Origin of the sequence: Bradyrhizobium vignae (assembly GCF_004114425.1) — a bacterium.
Taxonomy (GTDB): Bacteria; Pseudomonadota; Alphaproteobacteria; order Rhizobiales; family Xanthobacteraceae; genus Bradyrhizobium; species Bradyrhizobium vignae.
Window position 1 is genome coordinate 1 of the sequence record NZ_RDQF01000066.1, and the last position, 21,703, is coordinate 21,703.

General features: G+C 59.9%; 19 protein-coding genes. 12 read left to right on the forward strand and 7 right to left on the reverse strand.

Going from position 1 to position 21,703, the window contains the following annotated elements:
- Nucleotides 1-146: 146 nt before the first annotated feature.
- Nucleotides 147-3,260: an efflux RND transporter permease subunit gene (locus tag EAV90_RS33995; RefSeq protein WP_129145885.1), complete on the reverse strand. Its 3,114-nt coding sequence runs from the start codon at nucleotides 3,258-3,260 to the stop codon at nucleotides 147-149.
- Nucleotides 3,257-4,438: an efflux RND transporter periplasmic adaptor subunit gene (locus EAV90_RS34000; RefSeq protein ID WP_129145886.1), complete on the reverse strand. Its 1,182-nt coding sequence runs from the start codon at nucleotides 4,436-4,438 to the stop codon at nucleotides 3,257-3,259. Before EAV90_RS34000 ends, EAV90_RS33995 begins: the two co-directional genes overlap by 4 nt.
- An 82-nt stretch (nucleotides 4,439-4,520) precedes the next feature.
- Between EAV90_RS34000 and EAV90_RS34005 the strand changes: the two genes are divergently transcribed.
- The 3 genes from EAV90_RS34005 (at nucleotide 4,521) to EAV90_RS41550 (ending at nucleotide 5,820) form a co-directional block, all read left to right on the forward strand.
- Nucleotides 4,521-4,958 carry a hypothetical protein gene (locus EAV90_RS34005; protein WP_129145887.1) on the forward strand — a complete coding sequence of 146 codons (438 nt, stop codon included), beginning with the start codon at nucleotides 4,521-4,523 and terminating at the stop codon, nucleotides 4,956-4,958.
- An 18-nt stretch (nucleotides 4,959-4,976) separates the two neighbouring features.
- A complete protein-coding gene (locus EAV90_RS34010) occupies nucleotides 4,977-5,219 on the forward strand; it encodes a hypothetical protein (RefSeq protein WP_129145888.1) in 243 nt (80 codons plus the stop codon).
- A gap of 325 nt (nucleotides 5,220-5,544) precedes the next feature.
- Entirely contained in the window at nucleotides 5,545-5,820 is a 276-nt protein-coding gene (locus EAV90_RS41550; RefSeq protein ID WP_208738564.1) for a hypothetical protein, read from the forward strand.
- Nucleotides 5,821-6,183: 363 nt separating this feature from the next.
- Here EAV90_RS41550 and EAV90_RS34020 read toward each other — a convergent pair whose 3' ends face one another.
- Nucleotides 6,184-6,420, reverse strand: a complete 237-nt coding sequence (locus tag EAV90_RS34020; protein WP_129145890.1) for a hypothetical protein — start codon at nucleotides 6,418-6,420, stop codon at nucleotides 6,184-6,186.
- Nucleotides 6,421-7,021: 601 nt separating this feature from the next.
- On the opposite strand from EAV90_RS34020, the gene EAV90_RS34025 reads away from it, so the two are divergent.
- The 5 genes from EAV90_RS34025 (at nucleotide 7,022) to cydB (ending at nucleotide 12,706) form a co-directional block, all read left to right on the forward strand.
- Nucleotides 7,022-7,696, forward strand: a complete 675-nt coding sequence (locus EAV90_RS34025; RefSeq protein ID WP_129145914.1) for a response regulator transcription factor — start codon at nucleotides 7,022-7,024, stop codon at nucleotides 7,694-7,696.
- Between the two features lie 60 nt (nucleotides 7,697-7,756).
- Nucleotides 7,757-9,157 (forward strand): sensor histidine kinase, encoded by a 1,401-nt coding sequence (locus EAV90_RS34030; RefSeq protein WP_129145891.1) that lies wholly within the window; start codon nucleotides 7,757-7,759, stop codon nucleotides 9,155-9,157.
- Between the two features lie 167 nt (nucleotides 9,158-9,324).
- Nucleotides 9,325-10,149 (forward strand): formate dehydrogenase accessory sulfurtransferase FdhD, encoded by an 825-nt coding sequence (gene fdhD / locus EAV90_RS34035; RefSeq protein WP_129145892.1) that lies wholly within the window; start codon nucleotides 9,325-9,327, stop codon nucleotides 10,147-10,149.
- Nucleotides 10,150-10,307: 158 nt separating this feature from the next.
- On the forward strand, nucleotides 10,308-11,684 hold the full coding sequence (locus EAV90_RS34040) for a cytochrome ubiquinol oxidase subunit I (RefSeq protein ID WP_129145893.1): 1,377 nt from the start codon (nucleotides 10,308-10,310) through the stop codon (nucleotides 11,682-11,684).
- A gap of 32 nt (nucleotides 11,685-11,716) precedes the next feature.
- Nucleotides 11,717-12,706, forward strand: coding sequence for a cytochrome d ubiquinol oxidase subunit II (cydB, locus tag EAV90_RS34045; RefSeq protein ID WP_129145894.1), 990 nt, complete (start codon nucleotides 11,717-11,719; stop codon nucleotides 12,704-12,706).
- 88 nt (nucleotides 12,707-12,794) lie between these two features.
- On the opposite strand, the gene EAV90_RS34050 is transcribed toward cydB, so the two are convergent.
- The gene (locus EAV90_RS34050) at nucleotides 12,795-14,042 is read right to left on the reverse strand and encodes an oxalate decarboxylase family bicupin (RefSeq protein ID WP_129145915.1); all 1,248 of its coding nucleotides are present in this window, start codon (nucleotides 14,040-14,042) and stop codon (nucleotides 12,795-12,797) included.
- Between the two features lie 243 nt (nucleotides 14,043-14,285).
- Here EAV90_RS34050 and EAV90_RS34055 point away from each other — a divergent pair, with 243 nt between their 5' ends.
- Together EAV90_RS34055 and EAV90_RS34060 are read left to right on the forward strand one after the other, a co-directional pair.
- Nucleotides 14,286-16,601 (forward strand): FdhF/YdeP family oxidoreductase, encoded by a 2,316-nt coding sequence (locus EAV90_RS34055; RefSeq protein ID WP_129145895.1) that lies wholly within the window; start codon nucleotides 14,286-14,288, stop codon nucleotides 16,599-16,601.
- Nucleotides 16,602-16,605: 4 nt separating this feature from the next.
- A complete protein-coding gene (locus EAV90_RS34060) occupies nucleotides 16,606-17,013 on the forward strand; it encodes a thioesterase family protein (protein ID WP_129145896.1) in 408 nt (135 codons plus the stop codon).
- A 67-nt stretch (nucleotides 17,014-17,080) separates the two neighbouring features.
- Here EAV90_RS34060 and EAV90_RS34065 read toward each other — a convergent pair whose 3' ends face one another.
- On the reverse strand, nucleotides 17,081-17,737 hold the full coding sequence (locus EAV90_RS34065) for an AraC family transcriptional regulator (RefSeq protein WP_129145897.1): 657 nt from the start codon (nucleotides 17,735-17,737) through the stop codon (nucleotides 17,081-17,083).
- A 177-nt stretch (nucleotides 17,738-17,914) separates the two neighbouring features.
- Nucleotides 17,915-18,448 (reverse strand): DUF305 domain-containing protein, encoded by a 534-nt coding sequence (locus tag EAV90_RS34070; protein ID WP_129145898.1) that lies wholly within the window; start codon nucleotides 18,446-18,448, stop codon nucleotides 17,915-17,917.
- A gap of 130 nt (nucleotides 18,449-18,578) precedes the next feature.
- Between EAV90_RS34070 and EAV90_RS34075 the strand changes: the two genes are divergently transcribed.
- The gene (locus EAV90_RS34075) at nucleotides 18,579-19,499 is read left to right on the forward strand and encodes an RNA polymerase factor sigma-32 (protein ID WP_129145899.1); all 921 of its coding nucleotides are present in this window, start codon (nucleotides 18,579-18,581) and stop codon (nucleotides 19,497-19,499) included.
- A 418-nt stretch (nucleotides 19,500-19,917) separates the two neighbouring features.
- Nucleotides 19,918-20,433 (forward strand): DUF1003 domain-containing protein, encoded by a 516-nt coding sequence (locus tag EAV90_RS34080; protein WP_245509678.1) that lies wholly within the window; start codon nucleotides 19,918-19,920, stop codon nucleotides 20,431-20,433.
- A 74-nt stretch (nucleotides 20,434-20,507) separates the two neighbouring features.
- On the opposite strand, the gene EAV90_RS34085 is transcribed toward EAV90_RS34080, so the two are convergent.
- A complete protein-coding gene (locus tag EAV90_RS34085) occupies nucleotides 20,508-20,747 on the reverse strand; it encodes a hypothetical protein (RefSeq protein ID WP_129145901.1) in 240 nt (79 codons plus the stop codon).
- Between the last annotated feature and the right edge of the window lie 956 nt (nucleotides 20,748-21,703).

A 21,703-nucleotide genomic window follows, 5' to 3' on the forward strand; every position in this document is an offset into this window, starting at 1 on the left:
CCGTCCTAATCTTCGTCACGGTCATGGCGGGTCCAAGCTCCTCTACGAGCGGTGATCTTCGCAATCACCGGACTTACCATGACCGCTTCAGCCTCTCAGCTTTTGCAGAACCTCCCGCACACTACCCGCCAATGTCCCGCGCTCGGTCATTCCGCCGGCGTCGGGTAGGGGGCAGGCGAGGCATTCTCGCGCCGTCTCGCCCCAAACAGCCAAGTCTGCAGCCGATCGAGGTAGAGATAGACGACCGGCGTGGTGTACAGGGTAAGGATCTGCGACAGAGCAAGTCCGCCGACGATCGCATATCCCAGAGGCTGGCGGATCTCCGAGCCGACGCCGGTGCCGACCATCATCGGCACGGCGCCAAGAAGCGCCGCCATCGTAGTCATCAGAATAGGTCGGAAGCGTTTGATGCAGGCCTGGTAGATCGCTTCTTCCGGCGTAAGACCGTCCGCCTGCTCGGCCTGAATGGCGAAATCGATCAGCATGATGCCGTTCTTTTTGACGATGCCGATGAGCAGAATGATCCCGACGATCGCGATCACGCTCAGGTCGAAATGCGCAGCCATCAACAGCAGCAGCGCGCCCACGCCTGCTGAAGGCAGCGTCGAAATGATGGTGATCGGATGAATCGTGCTTTCATAGAGCACGCCAAGGATCAGATAAATCACGAACAGCGAGGCGGCGATCAGGATGGGCGTGCTCTTCAACGAGGCGCCGAAAGCCTGTGCGTTGCCCTGGAAGCTCGTCTGCAATGACAACGGTGGGTGCAATTCCTTCTGGATGGCCTGGATGTCACTCACCGCTTGTCCAATGGAAGCGCCGGGCGCCAGATTGAACGAGATCGTCACTGAGGGAAATTGCCCCTGATGATTGACGACCAGCGGGGAGACCTTCACCACGGAGTCGACAAGTGTCGACAGCGGTACCTGCTGCCCGCTTGACGATTTGACGTAGATGCCGTTGAGGGCTTCGGGCCCGTACTGGAATTTCGGGTTGACCTCGAGAACGACGTGGTATTGCTGGAGCGTCGTGTACATGGTTGAGACGATCCGCTGTCCGAAAGCGTCATCGAGCGTGTTGTCGATTGTGTACGGCAGGATTCCGTATGAGGACGCGACTTCGCGCTTGATCGTGATGTCGAGCAGCGGCCCGGAACTGAGCTGGTCGGTCGTGACGTCCGCGACCGTCGGCAGCTTCTTGATCCTGTCGAGGAACAATGCCGCCCAGTGGCTGAGCTCGCCCGGATCGGCATCGTTCATGGTGTATTGGAATTGAGTTTTGTTCAGTCGCGCGCCAATCGTGATGTCCTGCGCGGGCTGCATGTAGAGTGTAATGCCCTGAATCTTGGCAAGGTTGGTGCGCAGCCGTGCGATCACCTTGTCGATCGGCTCGCGCTGGTTCGCCGGCTTGAGCTGGATGAAAACACGGCCGTCGTTGACGGTATAGGTCCCGCCGCCGGCGCCGACCGCCGAGCCGACCGTCGCCACGGCGGGGTCGCGGGTGATCGCGTCGAGCAGGGCTTGCTGGCGCTCGGCCATGGCCTGGAACGAGATGTCTTGCGCGGCCTCCGACTGACCCAGGATTAGGCCGGTATCTTGTTGAGGGAAGAAGCCCTTGGGAATGATCACGTAGAGATATCCTGTCACCACGATAGTGCCGATCATGACCATCAAAGTGACGAAGCGGTGCCGCAGCACGACTTTGAGCCCCGCCTCGTAGGCCCTGAGCAGAAGATCGAAGCCGCGCTCGGACCAGCGGTACAGGCGGCCGTGCTCGTGCGTTTCCGGCTTCAGCAGATACGCGCACATCATCGGCGTCAACGTCCGCGAGATCACGAGTGAAAGAACCAGCGCGACACTCACTGTCATGGCAAATTCGCGGAACAATAATCCGACATAACCGCTCATCAGAAAGAGCGGTATGAAGACTGCAATCAGCGAAACGGTGATCGCCATAACAGTAAAGCCGATCTCGCCGGATCCCTTCATCGCCGCATCGTACGGGGAGAGACCCTCCTCGATGTGCCGGGTGATGTTCTCGATCTCGACGACTGCATCATCGACCACGAATCCTACGGCGATCGACAGCGCCATTAGCGACAAATTGTCGAGGCTGTACCCCATTTCATAGAGGATGGCGAAAGTGCCGACTAGCGAGAGCGGCACGGTGACGGCGGGAATGATCGTGGCCCAGAAGCTACGAAGGAATATGAAGATGACCATCACGACGAGAGCGACTGTGAGCAGAAGCGTGAATTGCACGTCTTCAACGGATGCGCGGATCGTCTGGGTGCGGTCGGAGATGACGTTGATCTTGATCGCGGCGGGGATCGATGCCTGCAGCGTTGGCATCATGGCCTTGATTCGCTGAACCGTCTCGATGACATTCGCACCCGGCTGGCGCTGCACCGCAAGGATGATCGCGCGCTTGTTATTGTACCACCCTGCGATCAGATCGTTCTCGCCCGCGCTGACGGCACGTCCGATGTCGCGAATGCGGACTGGCGAGCCGTTGCGGTAAGCGATGACGAGGTCGGCATATTGATCGGCGTTGAACAGCTGATCGTTGGTGTTGAGTGTGTAGGTCTGGCGCGGGCTGTTGAGCGTTCCTTTGGCGAGATCGACGTTCGCCTGGCCGAGGACTGCGCGTACATCCTCCAGATTGATTCCGCGCGCGGCCAGCGCCTGCGGATCGACCTGGATGCGAACGGCGGCCTTTTGTTGGCCGCCGATGCCAACCAGCCCCACGCCTTTAATCTGGGAGATCTTCTGCAGCAGGATGTTTTCGGCGTAAGCGTCAACGGTCGTCAGCGGGAGACTGTCCGATGTGATGCCGAGCACAAGAATTGGCGTGTCCGCCGGATTGACCTTGCGGATAGTCGGTGGATACGGCATGCCGGTGGGCAGATACGGGCTCGCCGCGTTGATGGCCGAAAGCGTATCGCTGACCGCGCCGTCGATCTGACGGCTGAGGTCGAACTGCAGCGTAATCTGCGCGTAACCGAGCGCGCTCGCCGACGTCATCTGCGTGAGTCCGGGTATCTCGCCGAATTGCAGCTCAAGCGGGGAGGCGACCGACGAGGCCATGGTCTGCGGGTCAGCACCGGGCATCTGAGCGGTGACGGTCAGCGTCGGATAGTTGACGTTCGGTAGGGCGGCGACCGGCATCAGCGGATAGGCGACCAGGCCAGCGGCCAGCAATCCAATCATGAGCAGGACGGTCGCGATTGGCCGCCGGATAAAGGGGGCTGATATGTTCATGGGATCGGCGCCTGCATTGCCTGTTGGGCGGAGGCTTCATCCGCGGCCTTGCCGTGCAGCAAGACGACGTGCGTGCCCGGCTGCAACTTGTATTGTCCATCGACCACGACCTGCTCATTGGCCTGAAGGCCCGAATCAATCAGCGCTTGACCATCGCTGATCTGCGCAACCTTGATCGGGCGGATCGACACGGTGCTGTCGGAATTGACGACGTATACATAGGCCCCGTTCGGACCCTGCTGAACGACAGAGGCAGGCACCGTCAGGCCATTGTGTCGCGTCTTGAGTAGCAGGCGCGCATTGACGAGCTCACCGGGCCAGAGGGCCTTGTCTTTGTTCGGGAAGTTCGCCTTGAGCTGGATCGAGCCGGTGGTTTGCAGGATCTCATTGTTGACGAGCCCGAGCTGGCCTTCGCCAAGCTGGATCGTATTGTCCTGGTTGTAGGCAACAACAGTCAAAGGCGCGTTGGTCCTTTGCTGCTGTCGTTGGATCTGCGGCAGATCCGTCTCAGGCAGGGTGAAGATCAGCGAAATGGGCTCAAGCTGAGTCACAACACACAAGCCGTTCGCGGTCGACGGGCTGATGATGTTGCCCACATCGATCTGGCGAATGCCGACGACGCCGTCGATCGGAGACGACAGACGTGTAAAACTGAGCTGAACTTTTGCAGCGTCGATCAGCGCCTGGTCGGCTTTGATGGCGGCCTGCAGTTGACGGACCTGCGCATTCTGCGTCTCTATCAATTGAGGCGTGGCCCAACCCTTCTCGCCCAGCTGGTTGTACCGGGCCTGATTGGCCTGCGCATTGGCAAGCTGCGCCTGATCTCGCTCCAGATTGGCGGTATATTGATCGATCATTGCCTGATAGGGCCGCGGATCGATTTGAGCAAGCAGATCGCCGGCGTGGACCCGTTGGCCTTCAGTGAAATTGATACTGATGATCTGTCCCTGAATTTGGGCGCGCACGATGTCGGTGTTGTACGCGATGACGGTGCCAACGCCTGTCAGATAGATCGGCACATCGTGCTGCGCCACCGTCCCCGCTACGATCGGTACTCGCGGCTCTGGTGCGGGCGCTGCAGCGGCCCTCTGGAACGGGTCGATATGCGCCAACAAGAGGCTGGCGCCGGCGATCACTGCGGTCAATGAGACGGCAGAAAAAATGACAGTTCTCTTCATGGAGTGGCTCTCAAAAGGGGGAACTTAGCAGCTGCCCGGTGAATCCGCGGAGGTCGATGCCGCGGAGGATGAGCACCCAGACATGGTCGAAGCTGAAACCGCCATCGGATCGGTAACCGTCGGGATTGTCGGTACGGTCGGCGCCACGCTGCCTGTCACCAGCGGCACGGCTGGCGTCGGTAAAAGCGCGGCGGAGCTGACCCCGAGATTGGTGATCTCGGTTGAACCGAGGGGCACCCCGGTTCGGGGGGTGCCGCCCGGCGTTGTCGGAGACGTTGAGGTCGGGCTCGAAGATGCGCTGATGCTGTTTGAGCCGGAGCCGCACATGCCCGACATGCCGGCGGTGTCGAGAATGCCGGATGCGGTCGACATTCCGGAGCTTTGTGTCATGCCTGACGTCGCCGACATCCCCGTCGTCGCCGGCATCGATGCCGACATGTCGACGGATGCCGCCGTGTTGCCGGCCGCGGCGCCGGTGGCCGGTGTTGAATCAGCAATCGTGATTCCACCGCCGTCATAGGTCGACGCTAAGCCGGGCATGTCGATTGGCGAAAGCCCGAGTGTCGAGCATGCCGTTCCGGTCGCCGGCACGGCAATGCTGCCGGTGGCGCTGGGGGCCGGGCTGATACCAGGCGAAGCGAGCTCGGTTGCGCCCAAGCCGATCCCCGCCGGGGAAATCGACGCGCCTGTCGCGCTTCCGAGTGGAGAGGTGGCGCCGACTGCAGGAGTCGGCGTCGCCATTCCGGCAACTTGCGCAAATGCTGCGCCGGCCGCGACGTAGGCAAGACAGGCAGCCATCAACCAATACCTCACGGGCATCCTCCATTCGAGCCCGAATGGGCGAGTTGAAATCTATCGATCTTCGGACGCGTACTCTTGCTGCTTCGGAAATCGCCTGAGACCGACGAAATAGGCGAAGCGCAAGCGAAAACGACGTGTTCGCGGGCGGCAGAGACGCGCATGCATTAGCTGCAGCTTAACGGCAACGGCAGGTTGGGGTGCAGGTAGTACCAGTCGTAGCAATCCGGACCTGGGTAGTAGTAGCCGTAACCGGGCCAGTATCTGCCGTAGCGATTCATGGCGTGATAGCGGACGCCCCCATAGGGATGGAGATGATCGCCAATCCCAACATGATCGCCACCAGCTCGGACCATGCCACCAGCTATGGTGGTGCCGCCGATATGAACGCTGTCGCTGCCGTGAACGGTACTTCCGATGTGCGCACCGCCGCCAAACCCGCCAAGATGGGCGCCGTCGCCGACCCCGGCCGAGTGAGCTCCTCCGCCAAATCCGCCGCCGTGACTACCACCGCCGAAACCTCCGCCGCCGTGACCGCCACCGCCGCCGCCTCGTGCATCGGCCGCGCCGACGGCCAGCGTTGAGGCAAGCGCAGCGATTGCCATGATCATCATCGCTCGATTCATTTGATACTCCTTTCCGTTCAAAGACTTGATGGTCAATGCAGGACGTCTGTCGCAGCATCGTCAAGCCGTGCGCTAAAAAGAGTAGGGGCGGCTAACCGCGCTACCACTAAATTCGCCTTCAGCAATCGCTGCGATCTCGTTCTGATGAATGCAAGCAACCGGCGCTGCCGAAACGATGCCCGCGTCGTCCACCCGGTGAGCATCAAAAGAGAGCGGGCTGGAATGGGCTCCAGCCCGCTTTCATGGGAGGCTGCTGAACGGCGCTTCCACCGACGCTCGAACGTAGAAGAGCAGCCAAGCTAGGTGCCCGAGGCGCCGCGATTAGAAAACACCGGTGCCGGGCTCGCAAGGAACGTTGTTGCCGGTCCACGGCGCTGTCGCGAACGCACCGACACGCGGCGCCGGAACACAGGCACGTTCGCTCAGGTTGACTGCTGCGGGGGCATTTGCTTCCGCGGCGGCTTGCCGGGCGGCGGTAGCGCTTTCCCGAGCCATCGCGGGCGTGGCAAGCATTGCTACCGCAATCAGTCCGGTCGACAGTAATTTCAGATCGGTCATTGGGCTTCTCCGTTGAAAAAGGGCAGCACCCGGATGCAGGTGCAGCCGGTTGAGGCAGATGCGAACGATCGCGGATCAGCCAAATGCACAAACTGCTCACGCCGGTTCAACGCATCGTGAGTTGGAAAAGACAAACCGAATCGGGATCAAAGTGCGGGCGCACGTGTGTCCGGCAAGCGGGCTCCAGGGCACATTGATCAAGCCGCTATGCGTGCGGATGCTATTTCATGCAAATCGGAAACAGCGGCGCTCGGGCGAGGTAGCCTCAATGGCCGCCGGTCCCGCACCTGATCGCCGGCGCTGGAGCCAGATCGCGCTTGGCGGACTGCGGCGCAGCCGCTCATCCGCTAAACTCCTTAAATCGCTATTTAATGGTCACGTCTCGGAAATGAAGCTATGTCTCCCACCGGCGCGGCCGCCGCGCTTGGCCAGGGCGCAACGCCGGTCTTGGGCTTGAAGGGGCCCACTTTTGCCATGTGGCGGCGCGGTCCGGTTCATCCCACTGCAGCTATTTTGGCGGTGACATATGATTTTGCGCAACAGCGAGCATATGATCTTCCGCGAGGATGGGAGAAGCCTTGGAGTAGCTGGGATCGAGCTGATGACGAAGGTTCTACTGATTGAGGACGATGCCGGAACGGCCGAGGAGGTCCTTGCCGAACTGAGCGACCTCGGGTTTGAGGTCGAATGGGCGTCCAACGGGATTGACGGCCTCGACAAGGCCCGTGCGCTCCATCCGGATGTCCTGATCGTTGACCGCATGCTACCCGGGATGGACGGGCTTACTATCATTGAGGCACTGCGCAAGGACCAGGTCAGCACGCCGGTCCTGGTGCTGAGTGCGCTCGGCGCGGTCGACGATCGGGTCCGGGGTTTACGAAGCGGCGGGGACGATTATCTTACAAAACCCTTTGCAGTCGTCGAGCTCATCGCAAGGATAGAAGCGCTGCTTCGTCGTCCCGTCGATACCCGTGAAACAACGTTGCGAGTTGGCCCTCTCGAGCTCGATCTGATCGAGCGGACGGCGCGGCGGGGCGAGCGCAAGATCGATCTGTTGCCGCGTGAATTCCGTCTGCTCGAGTATATGATGCGGCGAAGCGATCAAGTGCTGACGCGGGCCATGTTGCTCGAGGAAGTCTGGAATTACAAGTTTGTTCCGGCTACTACCAATCTCGTCGACGTGCACATGGGACGTTTGCGGCACAAGGTGGACGGACCCGGGGAGCCGCAGATGATTCACAATGTTCGCGGTTCAGGTTTCATTCTGCGGACATAGCAGTAGGCCCTGCGAGGGTCTTACCTAACGGGGACACGCACGAAACCGACCGGCCAGATCATGCGCCAGCTCCAGTTGATACGCTCAACTACATTCCGCTGGGCCTCAGCAGCGGCCGCGGTGTTCGCCGTCTTTGTGATAGTGCTGTTCGGTTTCATCTACTGGAAAATTGACGGGTACCTGATCGCGCGGTCCGATCGCATGGTCAGCATTCAGCTCAACTACATAGCGACATTGCCGCAAACCCGCCGCATCGATGCAATCTCCGACCATCTTGGCCAAGACTCCAGAGGCGTGCAATTCGCGGGCTTGTTTGATCCTGCCGGCAATCGCGTGGCCGGCAACCTCGAACGCACACCGCGGGAATTTAGGGTTGATGGCTCGGTGCAAGCCGCACGAGTTGTGCAAGTTGGTGAACCGGCCAGTGAAGCCACGGTCCGCGCAGTGGGCAGACGGCTGGAAAATGGCGGCGTTCTTGTGATCGGGCGGAACGTTGATGAGACTAGGGAGATATCGAGCGTGGTGGGGCAGGCGCTCGCGCTAGGACTCCTGCCGGCGCTCTGCCTGTGCCTGTTTGCTGGAGCCTGGTTGACCGTGCGTGCTCAAAAGCGCGTCGAAGAGGTCAACCAGCGCGTTCAGCGCATTATCGCCGGTGATCTGCGCGAGCGTCTTCCGCATCGAAACGTTGACGATCCGTTCTCCAGACTGGCTGCGATCGTGAACGGCATGCTCGATGAGATGGAAACGATGATCAACGCACTCGCCGGCGTAGGCAACGACATTGCCCATGATCTGCGGACCCCGCTGACCCGCGCTAGGCTGGCTCTGGAGCGCGGCCGTGCCCATGCGAGCACGCTGGATCAGTTGCAGGGGGTCGTGGACAAGGCAATTGCCGGGATCGATCAGTCGCTGGCGATCATCACCGCGTTGTTGCGGCTGACGGAAATAGAGAACAGCCGCCGTTCTGCCGGATTCGGCAATGTTGCGCTCCATGAAATCTTGCGGGGGGTCTGTGACGTCTACGAGCCGATCGCCGAGGACAAGGGTATAAAGCTTGGCGTTGACATCAATCGCACGCTGCACGTTTGGGGCGACCGAGATCTGCTCTTCGAGGCCGTTGCAAATCTCGTCGATAACGCAATCAAGTTCACACCAGTCGGCGGCAATGTGGACCTTGAACTGTTCAGGGACGACAGGCAAACCGTCGTGCGCGTGACGGATTCCGGACCCGGCATCAGCGAGCATGAGCGTGAAGCGGTTCTGCGGCGATTCTATCGCTCTGATAAGATGCGCAATACGCCGGGGGTGGGGCTCGGATTGAGCCTCGTCGCGGCGATCGTCAAGCTTCACGGATTTCGGCTCGTCATCAATGCCGGTCCAGGGGCTCGAATCGAGATCGTGTGCCCTGACAAGGAGGCCAAATATGAAGGCGAAGTCATTCCGATCCTGCTGCACAAGTAGATTCCGTGAAGGCCGGATGTACGACTTCCGAAGAAAAGGCGAACTGTCGCAGTTAACAATTTAAAGCGCGCGGTCGTGCGAAAGGGAAATTCCAGAGGCTGAAGTGAAAGGAGGCATTGATCTGTGAGACCAGCTTGCTGGATAGCGCATCTGGAGCTGCAGCAGTCATGGTCGATCATCCCCTTGAACGTAGGGCAAAGCTCGTTTGGCGGGGCGGTGCACCCTCGCTGTCCTTCAGGCTTGTCGCGGAAGAGAGGGCGATCGCGCTGACTTTTGGCGGATCCACGAATGCAGTGATGATGGCTACGCCGGCCGATCTGGAGGACTTTGGAATAGGTTTCGCCTTGACAGAGGGAATCATTGCACGGGTGAATGAGATCGCGAGTATCGAGGTTATCGAGAGCGACTTCGGAATCGAAGTTCGAATGTGGCTGGAGAGCGACCGGGCAGATGAGCTCCTCGCGCGCCGTCGCGCGATGACCGGGCCAGCAGGTTGCGGTCTGTGCGGAATCGAAAGTCTCGAGCAGGCCTGCCTGGCGCCGCCGCGTGTATCGGATGAGGCGACATTTTACGCGCGCGACCTCCTGGAGGCCATGAGCGCCCTTCCGGCCTTGCAGGAGCTCAATCAGAAGACGCGAGCCGTTCACGCCGCGGGCTTCTGGCGGCCCGGAAGCGGTATCGACCTGGTGCGGGAGGATGTCGGCCGTCACAACGCGCTCGACAAGCTTGCCGGCGCGCTTATTCGCAAGAATGTCTGCGGCGCAGACGGTGCAATCCTCCTGACCAGCCGTGTCTCCGTCGAAATGGTGCAGAAGACCGCGAGACTCGGCGCGCCCGTCCTCGTCGCGGTATCGGCGCCAACATTGCTTGCAATTCAGGCGGCCGATCAGGCCGGCGTGACGCTGGTCGCGGTGGCCCGCGCCGACGGCTTTGAAATCTTTACTCATCCCGACCGTCTCATCTTTTCTGACCGCCGGATTATCGCGGCCTGATCCGCTCGCAGAGCGGCGGGCCGGTCGGTGAAAAAGGCGGCGAGCCGCGTGCGAATCCGCAAACTCCATTCGCTTCAGAAAAAGGCGCGCTTAGGGCTCCCCCTATTTGCAATACGGCGGGAACGATGACTCGCCCGCGTGGGGAAAGGATAGCTCACATGGATGCTACGGCACTTCTGCTTTCGCGGTTTCAGTTTGGCTTCACCATCTCGTTCCACATCATCTTTCCGGCATTCACGATCGGCCTTGCTGCCTGGTTGACGATCCTTGAGGCAATGCACTTGCGAACGGGCCGCCCTGTTTATCAAGCGCTGTTTGAGTTTTGGCTCAAAGTGTTTGGTGTGGCCTTCGGAATGGGCGTAGTCTCGGGGCTAGTTATGGCTTTCCAGTTCGGGACGAACTGGAGCGTCCTTTCGAAAATGTCGGGCCCGATCCAGGGACCGCTGCTCTCCTACGAGACCTTTACCGCGTTCATGCTCGAAGCGAGCTTTTTCGGAGTGCTCGTGTTCGGGCGCAAGCGCGTGTCCCCGTGGTTCTACCTGCTCTCGACCGCGATGGTCTCACTTGGGACCACGCTGTCGGCCTTCTGGATCATGTCCAATAATAGCTGGATGCAGGTGCCGGTCGGCTACGTCATCCGGAACGGCTATTTCGTGCCGAACGACTGGAAAGAGATCATTTTCAATTCGGTCGTATGGTCACGGTTTCCGCACATGCTGCTGGCGGCGTATCTGACTGGCGCATTTTGCGTGGCGGCGACCGGTGCGTGGTACACGCTGCGTGGCGAATATTATGCCGAATCCAGGGTGATGCTGCGAATGGGTCTCTTCCTCGCAGCGCTCTTGATCCCGATCCAGCTGGCGTTCGGTCATTTGGTGGGCGACTATGTCCACAAGTATCAGCCGGCTAAGTTTGCGGCCATCGAAGGCCGCTGGCACGACGAGCAACCCGCAAGCGAAGTGCTGATCGGACTGCCTGACCCAGCAACCGAAAGCAACAGGTACGAAGTCAAGGTGCCGATCCTTGGAAGCGTCATCGCCAGCATGAGCCTGACCTCGAAGGAGTTGGGACTGGCCGATTTTCGCCCGCAGGATCGTCCTCCCGTGCTGATACCGTTCCTGATGTTCCGTATCATGGTCGGTTGCGGGCTGATCATGCTCGCGGTCGCATGGCTGGGATCTTATCTGAGCATCAAGCGCCGCTTGCGACGAAGCCGGCTCGTGCTTTGGGCAATCTTCCTCAGCTTCCCGCTTCCGTACATAGCGATCATCACGGGATGGTACGTCGCCGAGATAGGGCGTCAGCCTTGGGTGATCTACGGCTTGCTGCGGACGGCCGATGCCATGACGCCTTTCCTGACCGCACCGGCGGCAATGACTTCGCTGCTATTGTTCGGCGCGGTGTACATTTTCATTTTTTCGTTCGGCGCATTCTATATCTACCGACTGCTGCGCGCCGGTCCGACGCGGCTGGCTGTCAGGCCGCCGCATAGCGCCTCCCCGAATCGCCCGATGTCATTGGCCGGATCAAGCTAACAACCAAGCTGCACGAGCGCAGGAGAATAGAGATGGTGTTGTTCTGGGTTACACTTCTTGCCGTAAGCATATTGATCTATCTGCTGCTCGACGGCTTCGATCTTGGCGTCGGCATGCTGTTCGGCTTTGCCGGCAACCAGGGGGATCGGGACACGATGTTGAGCAGCGTTGCGCCGGTCTGGGACGGTAATGAAACTTGGCTTGTCGTCGCCGGCGTGATTCTGTGGGGTGCTTTTCCCCTCGCATATGCCACGCTGCTATCAGCCTTTTATCTGCCGGTCGTGATCATGCTGCTTGGGCTGATCCTGCGCGGGGTAGCGTTTGAATTTCGCCACCGAGCAGCGCAGCGGTTTCGATGGATCTGGGATGTCAGCTTTGTCGCGGGCTCTCTTGCCGCGAGCTTCATGCAAGGCGTAACAGTCGGCGCCTTGGTGGAGGGTTTGAAGTTCACAGGCGGAGTCTATGCGGGTGGCCCTTTGGGTTGGTTGAGCCCCTTCTCCGTGCTGTGCGGCATCGGGCTGTGTCTTGGTTATGCGCTCTTGGGGGCGGCTTGGTTGGTCCAAAAATGCCACTCCGGCGTCCGCGACAGGGCTCGCCGGCAAATACCCGTACTGGCGCTTGCCGTCTTGGCCTTCCTGATTGTCGTCTTCGCTCACGCGTTGATCTCAAATCTCCCGATCATGCATCGCTGGCTCGAGCGCCCGTATCTGTTTGTGTTTCCCGCAATCGGGGCAGTTGCCGCTGCAGTCCTCGCAAGCAGCATTCTTCATCGCAACGATCGCTGGCCGTTGTTCGCCGTTGCAATCATCTTCAGCGCGGCGTTTGGAACCTTGGCGCTGTCCTTCTGGCCTTACATGATCCCGTTCGCGATCACGGTCGATGAGGCGGCGGCGCCTCGCGCCTGCCTCGCCTTCATGTTCTGGGGAGAGGGCCTCTTCATCTTCCCCCTGATGCTCGTTTACGTGGCGATTGGATACCGCGTTTTCAGGGGCAAGATCGAGAGCCTGCCGGAGCATTACTGATTGCGCTGTAGGCGGCCGCTCGGCACGCGAAATGCAAATGGCTCGCGGGCGTATCGCCCACGAGCCATTTGCTCTCCGGCCTATTTCATCAGACCTTCGGCATAACGCCTGGCGCATTATCCGGCCATCTCGCAATCTCCGCCTCGTCAACATTGAGATGCTGCGCCACGAGCTTGGGCGGCGTATGTGCGAGCCAGTTGGAGAGGGATATCTCCTCGTATCGGGGAGCGCGGAACACGCCGACGAACTGCAGATCCGTGTCGCCGACATTCTCGACATAGTGACCGAGGTTGCGCTTGACGTAGCCGATGTCGCCGGCATTGAAGTCCATCGTCAGCGCGCTCGGACCGGTATTGAACACGGTCATTCGCGCCTTGCCTTTGATGTAGTACTGCCACTCGTCCGCATTCGGATGCCAGTGCATCTCCCTGATGGCTCCCGGGCGCACCGTGACCAGCGCGGCCGCTACATTGGTGGAGATCTTAAAGTTCGTGCTGTCGGCAATCTGTATGGTGCCCGTATCGGATGTTTTGAATGGACGGGAGGATCCGAGTGGGAAGATGAAGGGATGCGTGGGGACCGGCGCATCCTTTTGGATCGCCGCGCGATCGGCCGCCAGACTGCCGGGCACAGTGCCTTGGAAGATCCACAAATTGTGCAACGGTATCTTCGCGAAGCTTTGCGCCGGCACGCCAAAGTTCTTGGCGAGGACGTCGGGCGGGGTGTGAGCAAACCAGTCGCTGACTAGCAAGGTGTTGAACTCGTCGGCGTGCCCATCATCGAAGCAGATGACGAACTCGCAGCCATCCGGGCCCAGGCCTTGCAACGAGTGCGGCGCGCCAGGTGGGAAATACCAGAGATCGCCCTCTTTGACGTCGGCCACGAAGGGGCGGCCTTGCGCGTCCAGCACCGTGACGCGGCAGCTCCCAAACGTCATGATCGCCCATTCGGCGGCCTGGTGCCAATGCAACTCGCGGATGCCACCGGCGGTAAGGCGCATGTTGACGCCGGAAATCTCCTTCGAAATCGCAAAGTCGGCAACCGTCACCTCGCGTGCCCAGCCTCCGTTCTGAATCCGCTTCGGCGCGTTGTTGAAGGAGGCCCAGGTCGTCGGCATGCCGCCAACATCGGTTGCCGGCGGAGATTGGGCGGAAGGAAATTGACCGCCGAGAACCTGACTTTGCGGGCCGGGATCACTGAGATTTCCTGGGCCCGTCGCATTGATCGCGCCCTGGGGCGGTTCGTCCGGATTGCCAAAGGATGCAGCCTTTGCCGCGGACACTGTCACAGCTGCCCCAATCGCCGATGCAGCCAGTAGATCTCGTCTCGAAATCATCGTCATACTCTCCAAAGGGTCGTTTGCAGAGCCGAAGCGGCCCTGCTTTCGACAAGCTAGGGGAGTGCCGATAGAGACCAAGGCGGAAAACTGACGGGTTTTCCGGAAAGCACTACGGTGTTTTGCGCTTCTACCTGTTGATGAGTGTGTCGATCGGGGCGATCCGAAAAAAGCAGATCGTTTTCGAAAGAAATGATCCATTGAGGACCCACCTGTTCTGCATCGGTATCAGAGATACTCGCCATGTCAGAACGGAAGGCAATTCACCTCTACCATCATCCTGCAGGAGGCTGGGGTGCACTGAGGGCCCTCAGCGGACACCTGATCGAGCAGCACATTCCGGTGAAAGGTGCTGCGACGCTTGGATGCATGAACCAGCAGGAAGGGTTCGACTGCCCAGGCTGCGCTTGGCCGGATCCGAAACATACCTCCTCGTTCGAGTTTTGCGAGAATGGTGCGAAAGCCGTGGCGTGGGAAGCGACCGCCAGGCGCTGCACGCCGGAGTTTTTCGCGAACCATACGGTGACAGAGCTGTCGACCTGGAGTGACTATGATCTGGAGATGGTCGGACGCCTTACGCATCCGATGATCTATGATGGAGGGAGCGACCGCTATCTTCCCACGAGCTGGAGCAAGGCTTTCGAGATCATCGCTCGCCATTTGAATGCGCTTGCAGACCCAAACAAGGCGGAATTCTACACCTCTGGCCGCACATCAAACGAAGCCGCCTTTCTGTATCAGCTTTTCGTGCGGGAATTCGGTACCAACAATTTTCCTGACTGCTCCAACATGTGCCACGAAGCGACAAGCGTGGGTCTGCCGCAATCCATCGGAGTCGGCAAGGGCACCGTCGTGTTGGAGGATTTTGATAAGACTGACTGCATCTTCATCTTCGGGCAGAATCCGGGAACCAACAGCCCGCGCATGATGACCAATCTGCGCGAAGCGGCGCGCCGTGATGCGCCGATCATCTCCTTCAACCCGTTCCGTGAGCGTGCTTTGGAACGCTTTCAGGCACCGCAGAGCGCGCTTGAAATGGCAACACTGAGCTCGACGCGGATCAGTTCGCGGCTTTTCCAGGTACGGGTCGGTGGTGACGTCGCCGTCATCAAAGGTATCATGAAGGTCCTGGTCGATGAAGACAGCGCGGCTCGTGCGAAAGGAGAGCAGGCAGTTCTCGACTGGGACTTCATTGGTGGCCACACCAATGGGCTGGAAGCGCTGGTGGGTGACCTGGACGCGACGCAGTGGCTCGAAATCGAGCGCTCCTCAGGACTTTCCCGCCAGGATATTGAATACGCAGCGCGCATCTATATGAGGGCCGAGCGTGCCATCATCGTCTATGGGATGGGCATCACTCAGCATCGGCGCGGCGCCCAAGCCGTTCAGCAACTGGCCAATCTGGCGCTGCTGCGGGGCCATATCGGCCGCGAAGGCGCAGGTCTCTGCCCGGTCCGCGGTCATTCGAACGTCCAGGGCGACCGCACCGTCGGCATTACCGAAACGCCTTCACAGGAATTTCTCGATCGACTCGAAAGTCGCTTTGGTTTCAAGCCGCCACGTGCCCACGGCCATAATGTCGTGACCGCGCTTGAAGCGATGGTTCGCGGTGATATCAAGGTGCTCATCGCGATGGGTGGCAACTTTGCTACCTCTATCCCAGATTGGCAGCTGACACAGGATGCTATCGCGAAGCTTGATCTCACGGCTCAGGTTTCGACTAAGCTGAACCGCAGCCATCTGATTCATGGCCGCGATGCTTTGATTCTGCCCTGCCTTGGCCGTACAGAGGTCGACATCCAGGCGACCGGGCCGCAATCCATCACCGTCGAAGATTCGATGTCGATGGTTCATGCCTCGGCCGGGCGCAATCGGCCAGCATCCGAGCATCTGCTGAGTGAGCCAGCAATTGTGGCGGGCATGGCGCGCGCAACGCTGGGGAAGCGCTCCGTGGTCGATTGGGACGGCTTCGTCGCCGATTATGATCGCATTCGCGATGCGATCGAGGTCGTGTTCCCGATATTTCAGGCCTACAATGCGCGAATCCGCGTACCGGGCGGTTTCCACCTCGTGTCGAGCGCGCGCGAGCGCATCTGGGCGACGGCGAGCGGCAAGGCCAACTTCCTGGTTTTTGAGGGCCTCGACGAGGATCCGAACGAGGACGATCCGGACACGCTCTGGCTCAGCACAATCAGAAGCCACGATCAGTACAATACGACGGTATATTCGCTATCTGATCGGTATCGCGGTGTGTATGGCCAGCGCGACGTCGTGTTTCTCAACGAGCTTGAAATGGACAAGCGCGCGCTCAAGGAGGGCGATCGCGTCGATCTGGTGACTGTCTCGAAGGACGGCATCGAGCGGCGGGTGCGCAGCTTCCGCGTAGTCGGATATTCGTTCCCGAACGGCTGTTGTGCGGCATACTACCCCGAGACAAATCCGCTCGTGCCGCTCTACGCGCATGATTGTTTGAGCTTTACGCCATCCTCCAAGGCCGTCCCCGTCCGCATCGAACGCAGCCGCGGGAACGCGGCCGATCTGTACTCTCATCAGGAGTAGAACAATGCAGCAAAACAGTGGTCTGACCGTGGGTATGACCGCGGAGACGTCGGTCGTCGTCACCCGAGAAATGACGGTTGGGCATTTTGTGCCGGGCATGCCGCAGGTCTATGCGACGCCCATGATGATCCTGCACATGGAAATGGCGGCGGGCTTGGCGATCGCCGATGCATTGCCACAGGGTTATATCAGCGTCGGCATGTCAGTCGATATCCGACATCTCGCCGCGACGCCGATTGGCTGCAACGTACGGGCGCTTGCCCGCGTTATCAGTGTCGAAGCGAAAAGCGTCTTGTTCGAGGTCGAGGCCTGGAATCACCTGAGGAAAATCGGCGAAGGCACCCATCGTCGTGGTATCGTCAATGTCGCTGGATTCGAGAAGCGCTTCGGTGTTCGTGAGCCGGCTGCCTGAGGCGCCCTGGTTCGTCGCTCTCCTGATGGAAATGGATATGCCGCCTGCCGCTTCGAACGCCGATGTTTCAAAGGAGATCGGTTGTGGCCAGCCCAAGCGCCGCATGCTCGGGCATGTCGTTGATGACGCGCCAACGCCGTGGCGTGAAGCCAGTGAACCGCTTGAAGACAGTTGTAAAATGCGCCTGGGTCTGAAAGCCAACCGTGAGCGCGATCTCGAAAATACTCATCCTGGTGTCCTTCATCAGTTCCTCGGCTCTGCGAACACGCCGCTGCAACAGAAATTCGTGCGGCCGCAGGCCCGTCGCCACACGGAATTGAGAGGCAAAGTGCATCCGGCTGAGTCCAGCAACCGCGGCCAAATCGGCCAAAGGGATCCTGCACGACAGGTGCGCGTCGATGTAGTCGAGGACCCGCTTGAGCCGCCATTTCTGTAAGGCCTGCACCTGCCGATCGTGTCCAGAGGCTCGGGCGGACGCCCTCGCTTCATCCGCTGTAGGCCGCAGGCCAAATCGTCTGATCGCAATCGCCAGCCGAAGCGCCTCGGCACATTGGCGATCATTGCGGCGCATAGCAAGGCTTAGGGCCTGGAGCAAAGACCGAATCACGTCATCATCGCAGTCCAACAAGTCTGTTTGCGGCGATGCCAGTCTGTCGACGATCGCGCCCAAGCTGTGCGCGTGAGTGGTGTGCGTGATCGTCGGCAGGTCGGTCTGAGCTGGCATTCGAATCGCTCCCAAACAAAGTTAGGTGGTCAGGTGTCCGCGATTGATGTAGGCACCGAAACTGTCGCTCCTGCTAAATTGCGATTCAGAAATGTCGGCCGTGTTTTGGTCCCCGTGCCATCGTCGAGACGGGCGACAATGCGAAGGGTGGTGGACGAATGTGCGCCAATAGGTTTCTCAGTTGGGCGAAGCCGAGGCCGCGCCAACCCTGGTCGATGCATTCGAAGTAACCGGCGTGGGGAATGCGCCGCGTAGCGCCGAGATCTCCTGCTCCTGTTGGCTCACGATTTTCTGTGCAAGCGTCCGAAGAGCGCCATTGTGGCCGTACTTGATCTCAGCGCGCGCCATATCGACCGCGCCTTGATGATGCGGAATCATCAGTGCAACGAAGTCGCGATCAACATCGCCCGACGGCTTGATGAGCATGCCGCGATTCATGTTGCTCATCGCAAGATCGTTCTCGAAAAGAAATTGCTGCTCGTCGGTGTCGCTGGGGTCGCGGGGCTGACCTGGATGTTTTGGAGCCTGCGCCAGGGCAAATGATGTCGCCATGACGGAGAGGCTCGTGGCCAGCGAGATAACGCGTCTACGGACGAATCCGCGGGAGAACAAAGTCACGTCGAACTCCGAAGTGGGATTGATCGAAATCGGTACCGCGCCAACCCGCGCGAAACCTCCTTCCACCATGCCAATGGTGATGGGCGTGCTCAATTAAATACGAGTTCAAGGTTCTCTAGGGTCGTCTGAAAGCGAATTCAGATTTCTTAAGCTCAATTTAGTGGCTGCGTGGCCGGGGAGCCTCCTATCGTTGAGGAGCCGGGATCAATTTCGGGAGCCGCAGATGCAGACTCAGAACACCGCCGTGAGCCTTAGCCCAGCAAAAGGCGTGATCCCTCACTCCGTTGGATGCCTCAACGCCTATTCCGCGGCGATCAGCCGTTTTGATCTGCTCGAGCCTGCGCGGGAGCAGCAGCTTGCCCGACGCTGGCAAGAAGGGCGCGACCGACGTGCAACGGATGAACTGATCACAAGCCATTTGCGCCTCGCTGCAAAGGTGGCGCGAGGCTACAAGGGCTACGGTCTTCCCGTTGCAGACCTGATCGCGGAGGCCAATCTGGGATTGGTCATCGCTGCTTCGCGTTTTCAACCAGGGCGCGGCGCGCGCTTCTCGAGCTACGCATTGTGGTGGATGAAGGCGACTATCCATGAATACATCCTGCGCTCGTGGTCGCTGGTCAAGATCGGAACCACCGCCGCGCAAAAGAAGCTGTTCTTTCGGCTGCGCGGTGAGATGAGGAAGCTCGCCGGCGAGGCTGCAGTTCTCACCCCGGAAATTGCACAGGCCATTGCAGATAGGCTTGAGGTGACCGCCCGCGACGTGGTCGAAATGGACGGCCGGCTTGCCGGTGACCTCTCGCTCAGCATCAGGAGCGGCGACAACGACCGGCCAACGGAATGGGAAGCGATGCTCGTCGACGACGCCCCGGACGCGGAGGAGATCGTCGCTGAGCACGACCAGACAATGCGAAGGTCGAAAGCGCTTCGCGCCGCTCTTGGAGTGTTAACAGAGCGCGAGCGGCGCGTTTTCGAAGCCAGGAGGCTCGCAGAGCAGCCTTTGACGCTTGACCACCTTGGCCGCGAACTGTGCATTTCGAGCGAACGGGTCCGGCAGATCGAGGCTCTCGCCTATGCCAAAGTGAGGCGCGCGACGATATCGGCTCTCCAGGATCTCCGCCGTGCTGCAGCGGACCTCAACACCTAGCGCAAAACAAGAGGGGAGGCGCAGGCGCTGCGCGGTCTTCGCCTCTTCTTTTGCATTCGTCGCGGCAACGGTTCGCGGCTGATCGTATCGTGATCTAATAAGTGCACCCCCCAATGCGAATTCAATCGCTTCGGCAGGTCCTCATTTGGACCTGAACCGACACCGATCCTTCAGTTTCAAGTCGGAGGGCGACGTGGCAGACCAAGATCAGGAAGCTGGCGCATCCTCGCCGCCTCGAAATAGGAGTTGCCGTTCACGTTCTAGGAGGGAAGCAGGACGATACGATGGGATCTCACTGGACCAACTCCCGCCAAATCTTGTGGAGCGAATCCGCAGCGATCATCCGGCACTCGGGCCAGGCGCAGTGGTCCGGCACCAAGACGTGGCGCGATACCGAAGAATCTTTATCGAGGAGCTCTTGCAGGCCGAGCATGGCGAACTGACTGCACTCGACTGCCGGGTCGCCGCGAGCCTCGCCAATCAGGACACGATCGCCGAAAACATCGATGCGGAGTACGAAGAGAACAGGACGCTCGGAGATCGCCTTGCGGATAAATTGGCCGATTTCGGCGGCAGCTGGGCCTTCATCGGGTGGTTCGCCGCTGCTCTCGTTATTTGGATCACCATGAACGCGATCGTTCCGGAGTCGGCTCGTTTCGATCCCTATCCGTACATTCTGCTCAACCTGATCCTCTCCTGCGTAGCAGCGCTACAGGCTCCGATCATCATGATGAGCCAAAATCGGCAGGATGCGAAAGACCGGCTGCGATCGCAAAACGACTATGAGGTGAACCTGAAGGCCGAGCTGGAAATCCGGCATCTCCATGAAAAGCTCGATCACCTGATGTCCCGGCAATGGCAACGGCTGACCGAAATCCAGCAAATCCAGCTGGACATGCTGCATGATCTGTCGCGCGAGCGGCCGCGCAAATGATGCTGTCCGGCCAAGCAACCGGGGTGGTGCCGCAGTTTGCGGCGCCACCCCCGTTTGCGGTATACGGCACTTGATCAACGGTGCGGAGTCCGAAGATAGGGGCTGCCGGCAAACACGGGCGCCGCGCCACCGGCCCGTTCAAGCCCCATCCGGCCTGCTGGCGTCAAGGCGCCGCCATTCAGTACATCGCGGTTCGGATACATCGACGCAAACGCCGCGGGCTCCTGGTCCGCGAAGGACCATGCCGCAAACGCGGATGGGATCGTCGCCGTCGAGATGAGGGCCGCGGCAAACAGTGTCTTGAATACATTCATAGTTGTTCTCCGTTGTGTCATTCGTGCGGAGAATTCTCGCCTCGCGTGAACTGCTGCTCTGTCGGTGACGTTTCCTTGTGGAGTTTCTGCACATAAGTCATGTACGCATTTCCAGCGAACCGTCGGGGCCGTCGCGCATCACTCTTCCGAGAAGACGAGACGATCTGTTTTGTTGGGAGCGAGGGCCACTCGCTTGATCTGTCGGGCGGCGTGCGGTGCGAAATTGTATTTCGTTTCATCGGTGCTCTCGGGACTGTGTGTGTGGCTTGAGGGCGCCTGGCACCTAGATCCAGCACAGGTCACCTCAGCACGCGGAGCAGAATAATGAGGCCGTTCTTCCTTGCTTGCTTGGCACTTTGTCTTCTCCTTCCGGGCACTGCAGCGTTCGCCCGCGGCGCCACGGGATCTCATATGTCGATGGGAGGCGCGCTTGGTACCAGCGCTGCGAGGCCGGGAACGAATTCCTTGGGCACGGCACTGCCGTCATCCGGCACAGCTGGCCAGGCCATGCAAGGTCCGCTGCTTGGCACGAACCCTGCTGTCAATAAAGAGGATGCGCAGGTGGAAAGAATGGTGGAAGGTTCAATTTGTCGAGGCTGTTGAACAGGATGGTTGCCCATGTTCCATCCCGCGCAGCGGGCGATCGCGGTCGCAGGGCTATTGGATCTACTACGGCGCACCGGGTGGGCGGCGCTCCTTTCGGCGCGGGGCGTGCTGCCGGGCACTTCCGCTGTTAGCTGTGGGTCTGAGAGCAGGCAGCAAATTGCAGTTTTTGGACAGGAGAATTTGCGGTTGCTTGGTGACGTCTACCGTGCCGATGTCGCCCGATCGTGATGCTGCAGCGGCTTGGGTACGCCAGGCCCCTCAACCATTTAGACAATTCGCCGGCTGGAGTAGATACAATGCGTTTTGTTTGGGTCCTTGGTCTCATTGTTGGTCTGTGCACCCCTGTTAGC

Bases quoted from the DNA above. Each gene is read 5' to 3' on its own strand.
- EAV90_RS34075 (WP_129145899.1), top strand. From the start codon at position 18,579: ATGCAGACTCAGAACACCGCCGTGAGCCTTAGCCCAGCAAAAGGCGTG.
- EAV90_RS34005 (WP_129145887.1), top strand. From the start codon at position 4,521: ATGGTCGAAGCTGAAACCGCCATCGGATCGGTAACCGTCGGGATTGTC.
- EAV90_RS34020 (WP_129145890.1), bottom strand. From the start codon at position 6,420: ATGACCGATCTGAAATTACTGTCGACCGGACTGATTGCGGTAGCAATG.
- cydB (WP_129145894.1), top strand. From the start codon at position 11,717: ATGGTGTTGTTCTGGGTTACACTTCTTGCCGTAAGCATATTGATCTAT.
- EAV90_RS34000 (WP_129145886.1), bottom strand. From the start codon at position 4,438: ATGAAGAGAACTGTCATTTTTTCTGCCGTCTCATTGACCGCAGTGATC.
- EAV90_RS34010 (WP_129145888.1), top strand. From the start codon at position 4,977: ATGTCGATTGGCGAAAGCCCGAGTGTCGAGCATGCCGTTCCGGTCGCC.
- EAV90_RS34030 (WP_129145891.1), top strand. From the start codon at position 7,757: ATGCGCCAGCTCCAGTTGATACGCTCAACTACATTCCGCTGGGCCTCA.
- EAV90_RS34040 (WP_129145893.1), top strand. From the start codon at position 10,308: ATGGATGCTACGGCACTTCTGCTTTCGCGGTTTCAGTTTGGCTTCACC.
- EAV90_RS34065 (WP_129145897.1), bottom strand. From the start codon at position 17,737: ATGCCAGCTCAGACCGACCTGCCGACGATCACGCACACCACTCACGCG.
- EAV90_RS34085 (WP_129145901.1), bottom strand. From the start codon at position 20,747: ATGAATGTATTCAAGACACTGTTTGCCGCGGCCCTCATCTCGACGGCG.
- EAV90_RS34050 (WP_129145915.1), bottom strand. From the start codon at position 14,042: ATGATTTCGAGACGAGATCTACTGGCTGCATCGGCGATTGGGGCAGCT.
- EAV90_RS34025 (WP_129145914.1), top strand. From the start codon at position 7,022: ATGACGAAGGTTCTACTGATTGAGGACGATGCCGGAACGGCCGAGGAG.
- EAV90_RS34055 (WP_129145895.1), top strand. From the start codon at position 14,286: ATGTCAGAACGGAAGGCAATTCACCTCTACCATCATCCTGCAGGAGGC.
- EAV90_RS34060 (WP_129145896.1), top strand. From the start codon at position 16,606: ATGCAGCAAAACAGTGGTCTGACCGTGGGTATGACCGCGGAGACGTCG.
- EAV90_RS41550 (WP_208738564.1), top strand. From the start codon at position 5,545: ATGGAGATGATCGCCAATCCCAACATGATCGCCACCAGCTCGGACCAT.
- EAV90_RS33995 (WP_129145885.1), bottom strand. From the start codon at position 3,260: ATGAACATATCAGCCCCCTTTATCCGGCGGCCAATCGCGACCGTCCTG.
- fdhD (WP_129145892.1), top strand. From the start codon at position 9,325: ATGGTCGATCATCCCCTTGAACGTAGGGCAAAGCTCGTTTGGCGGGGC.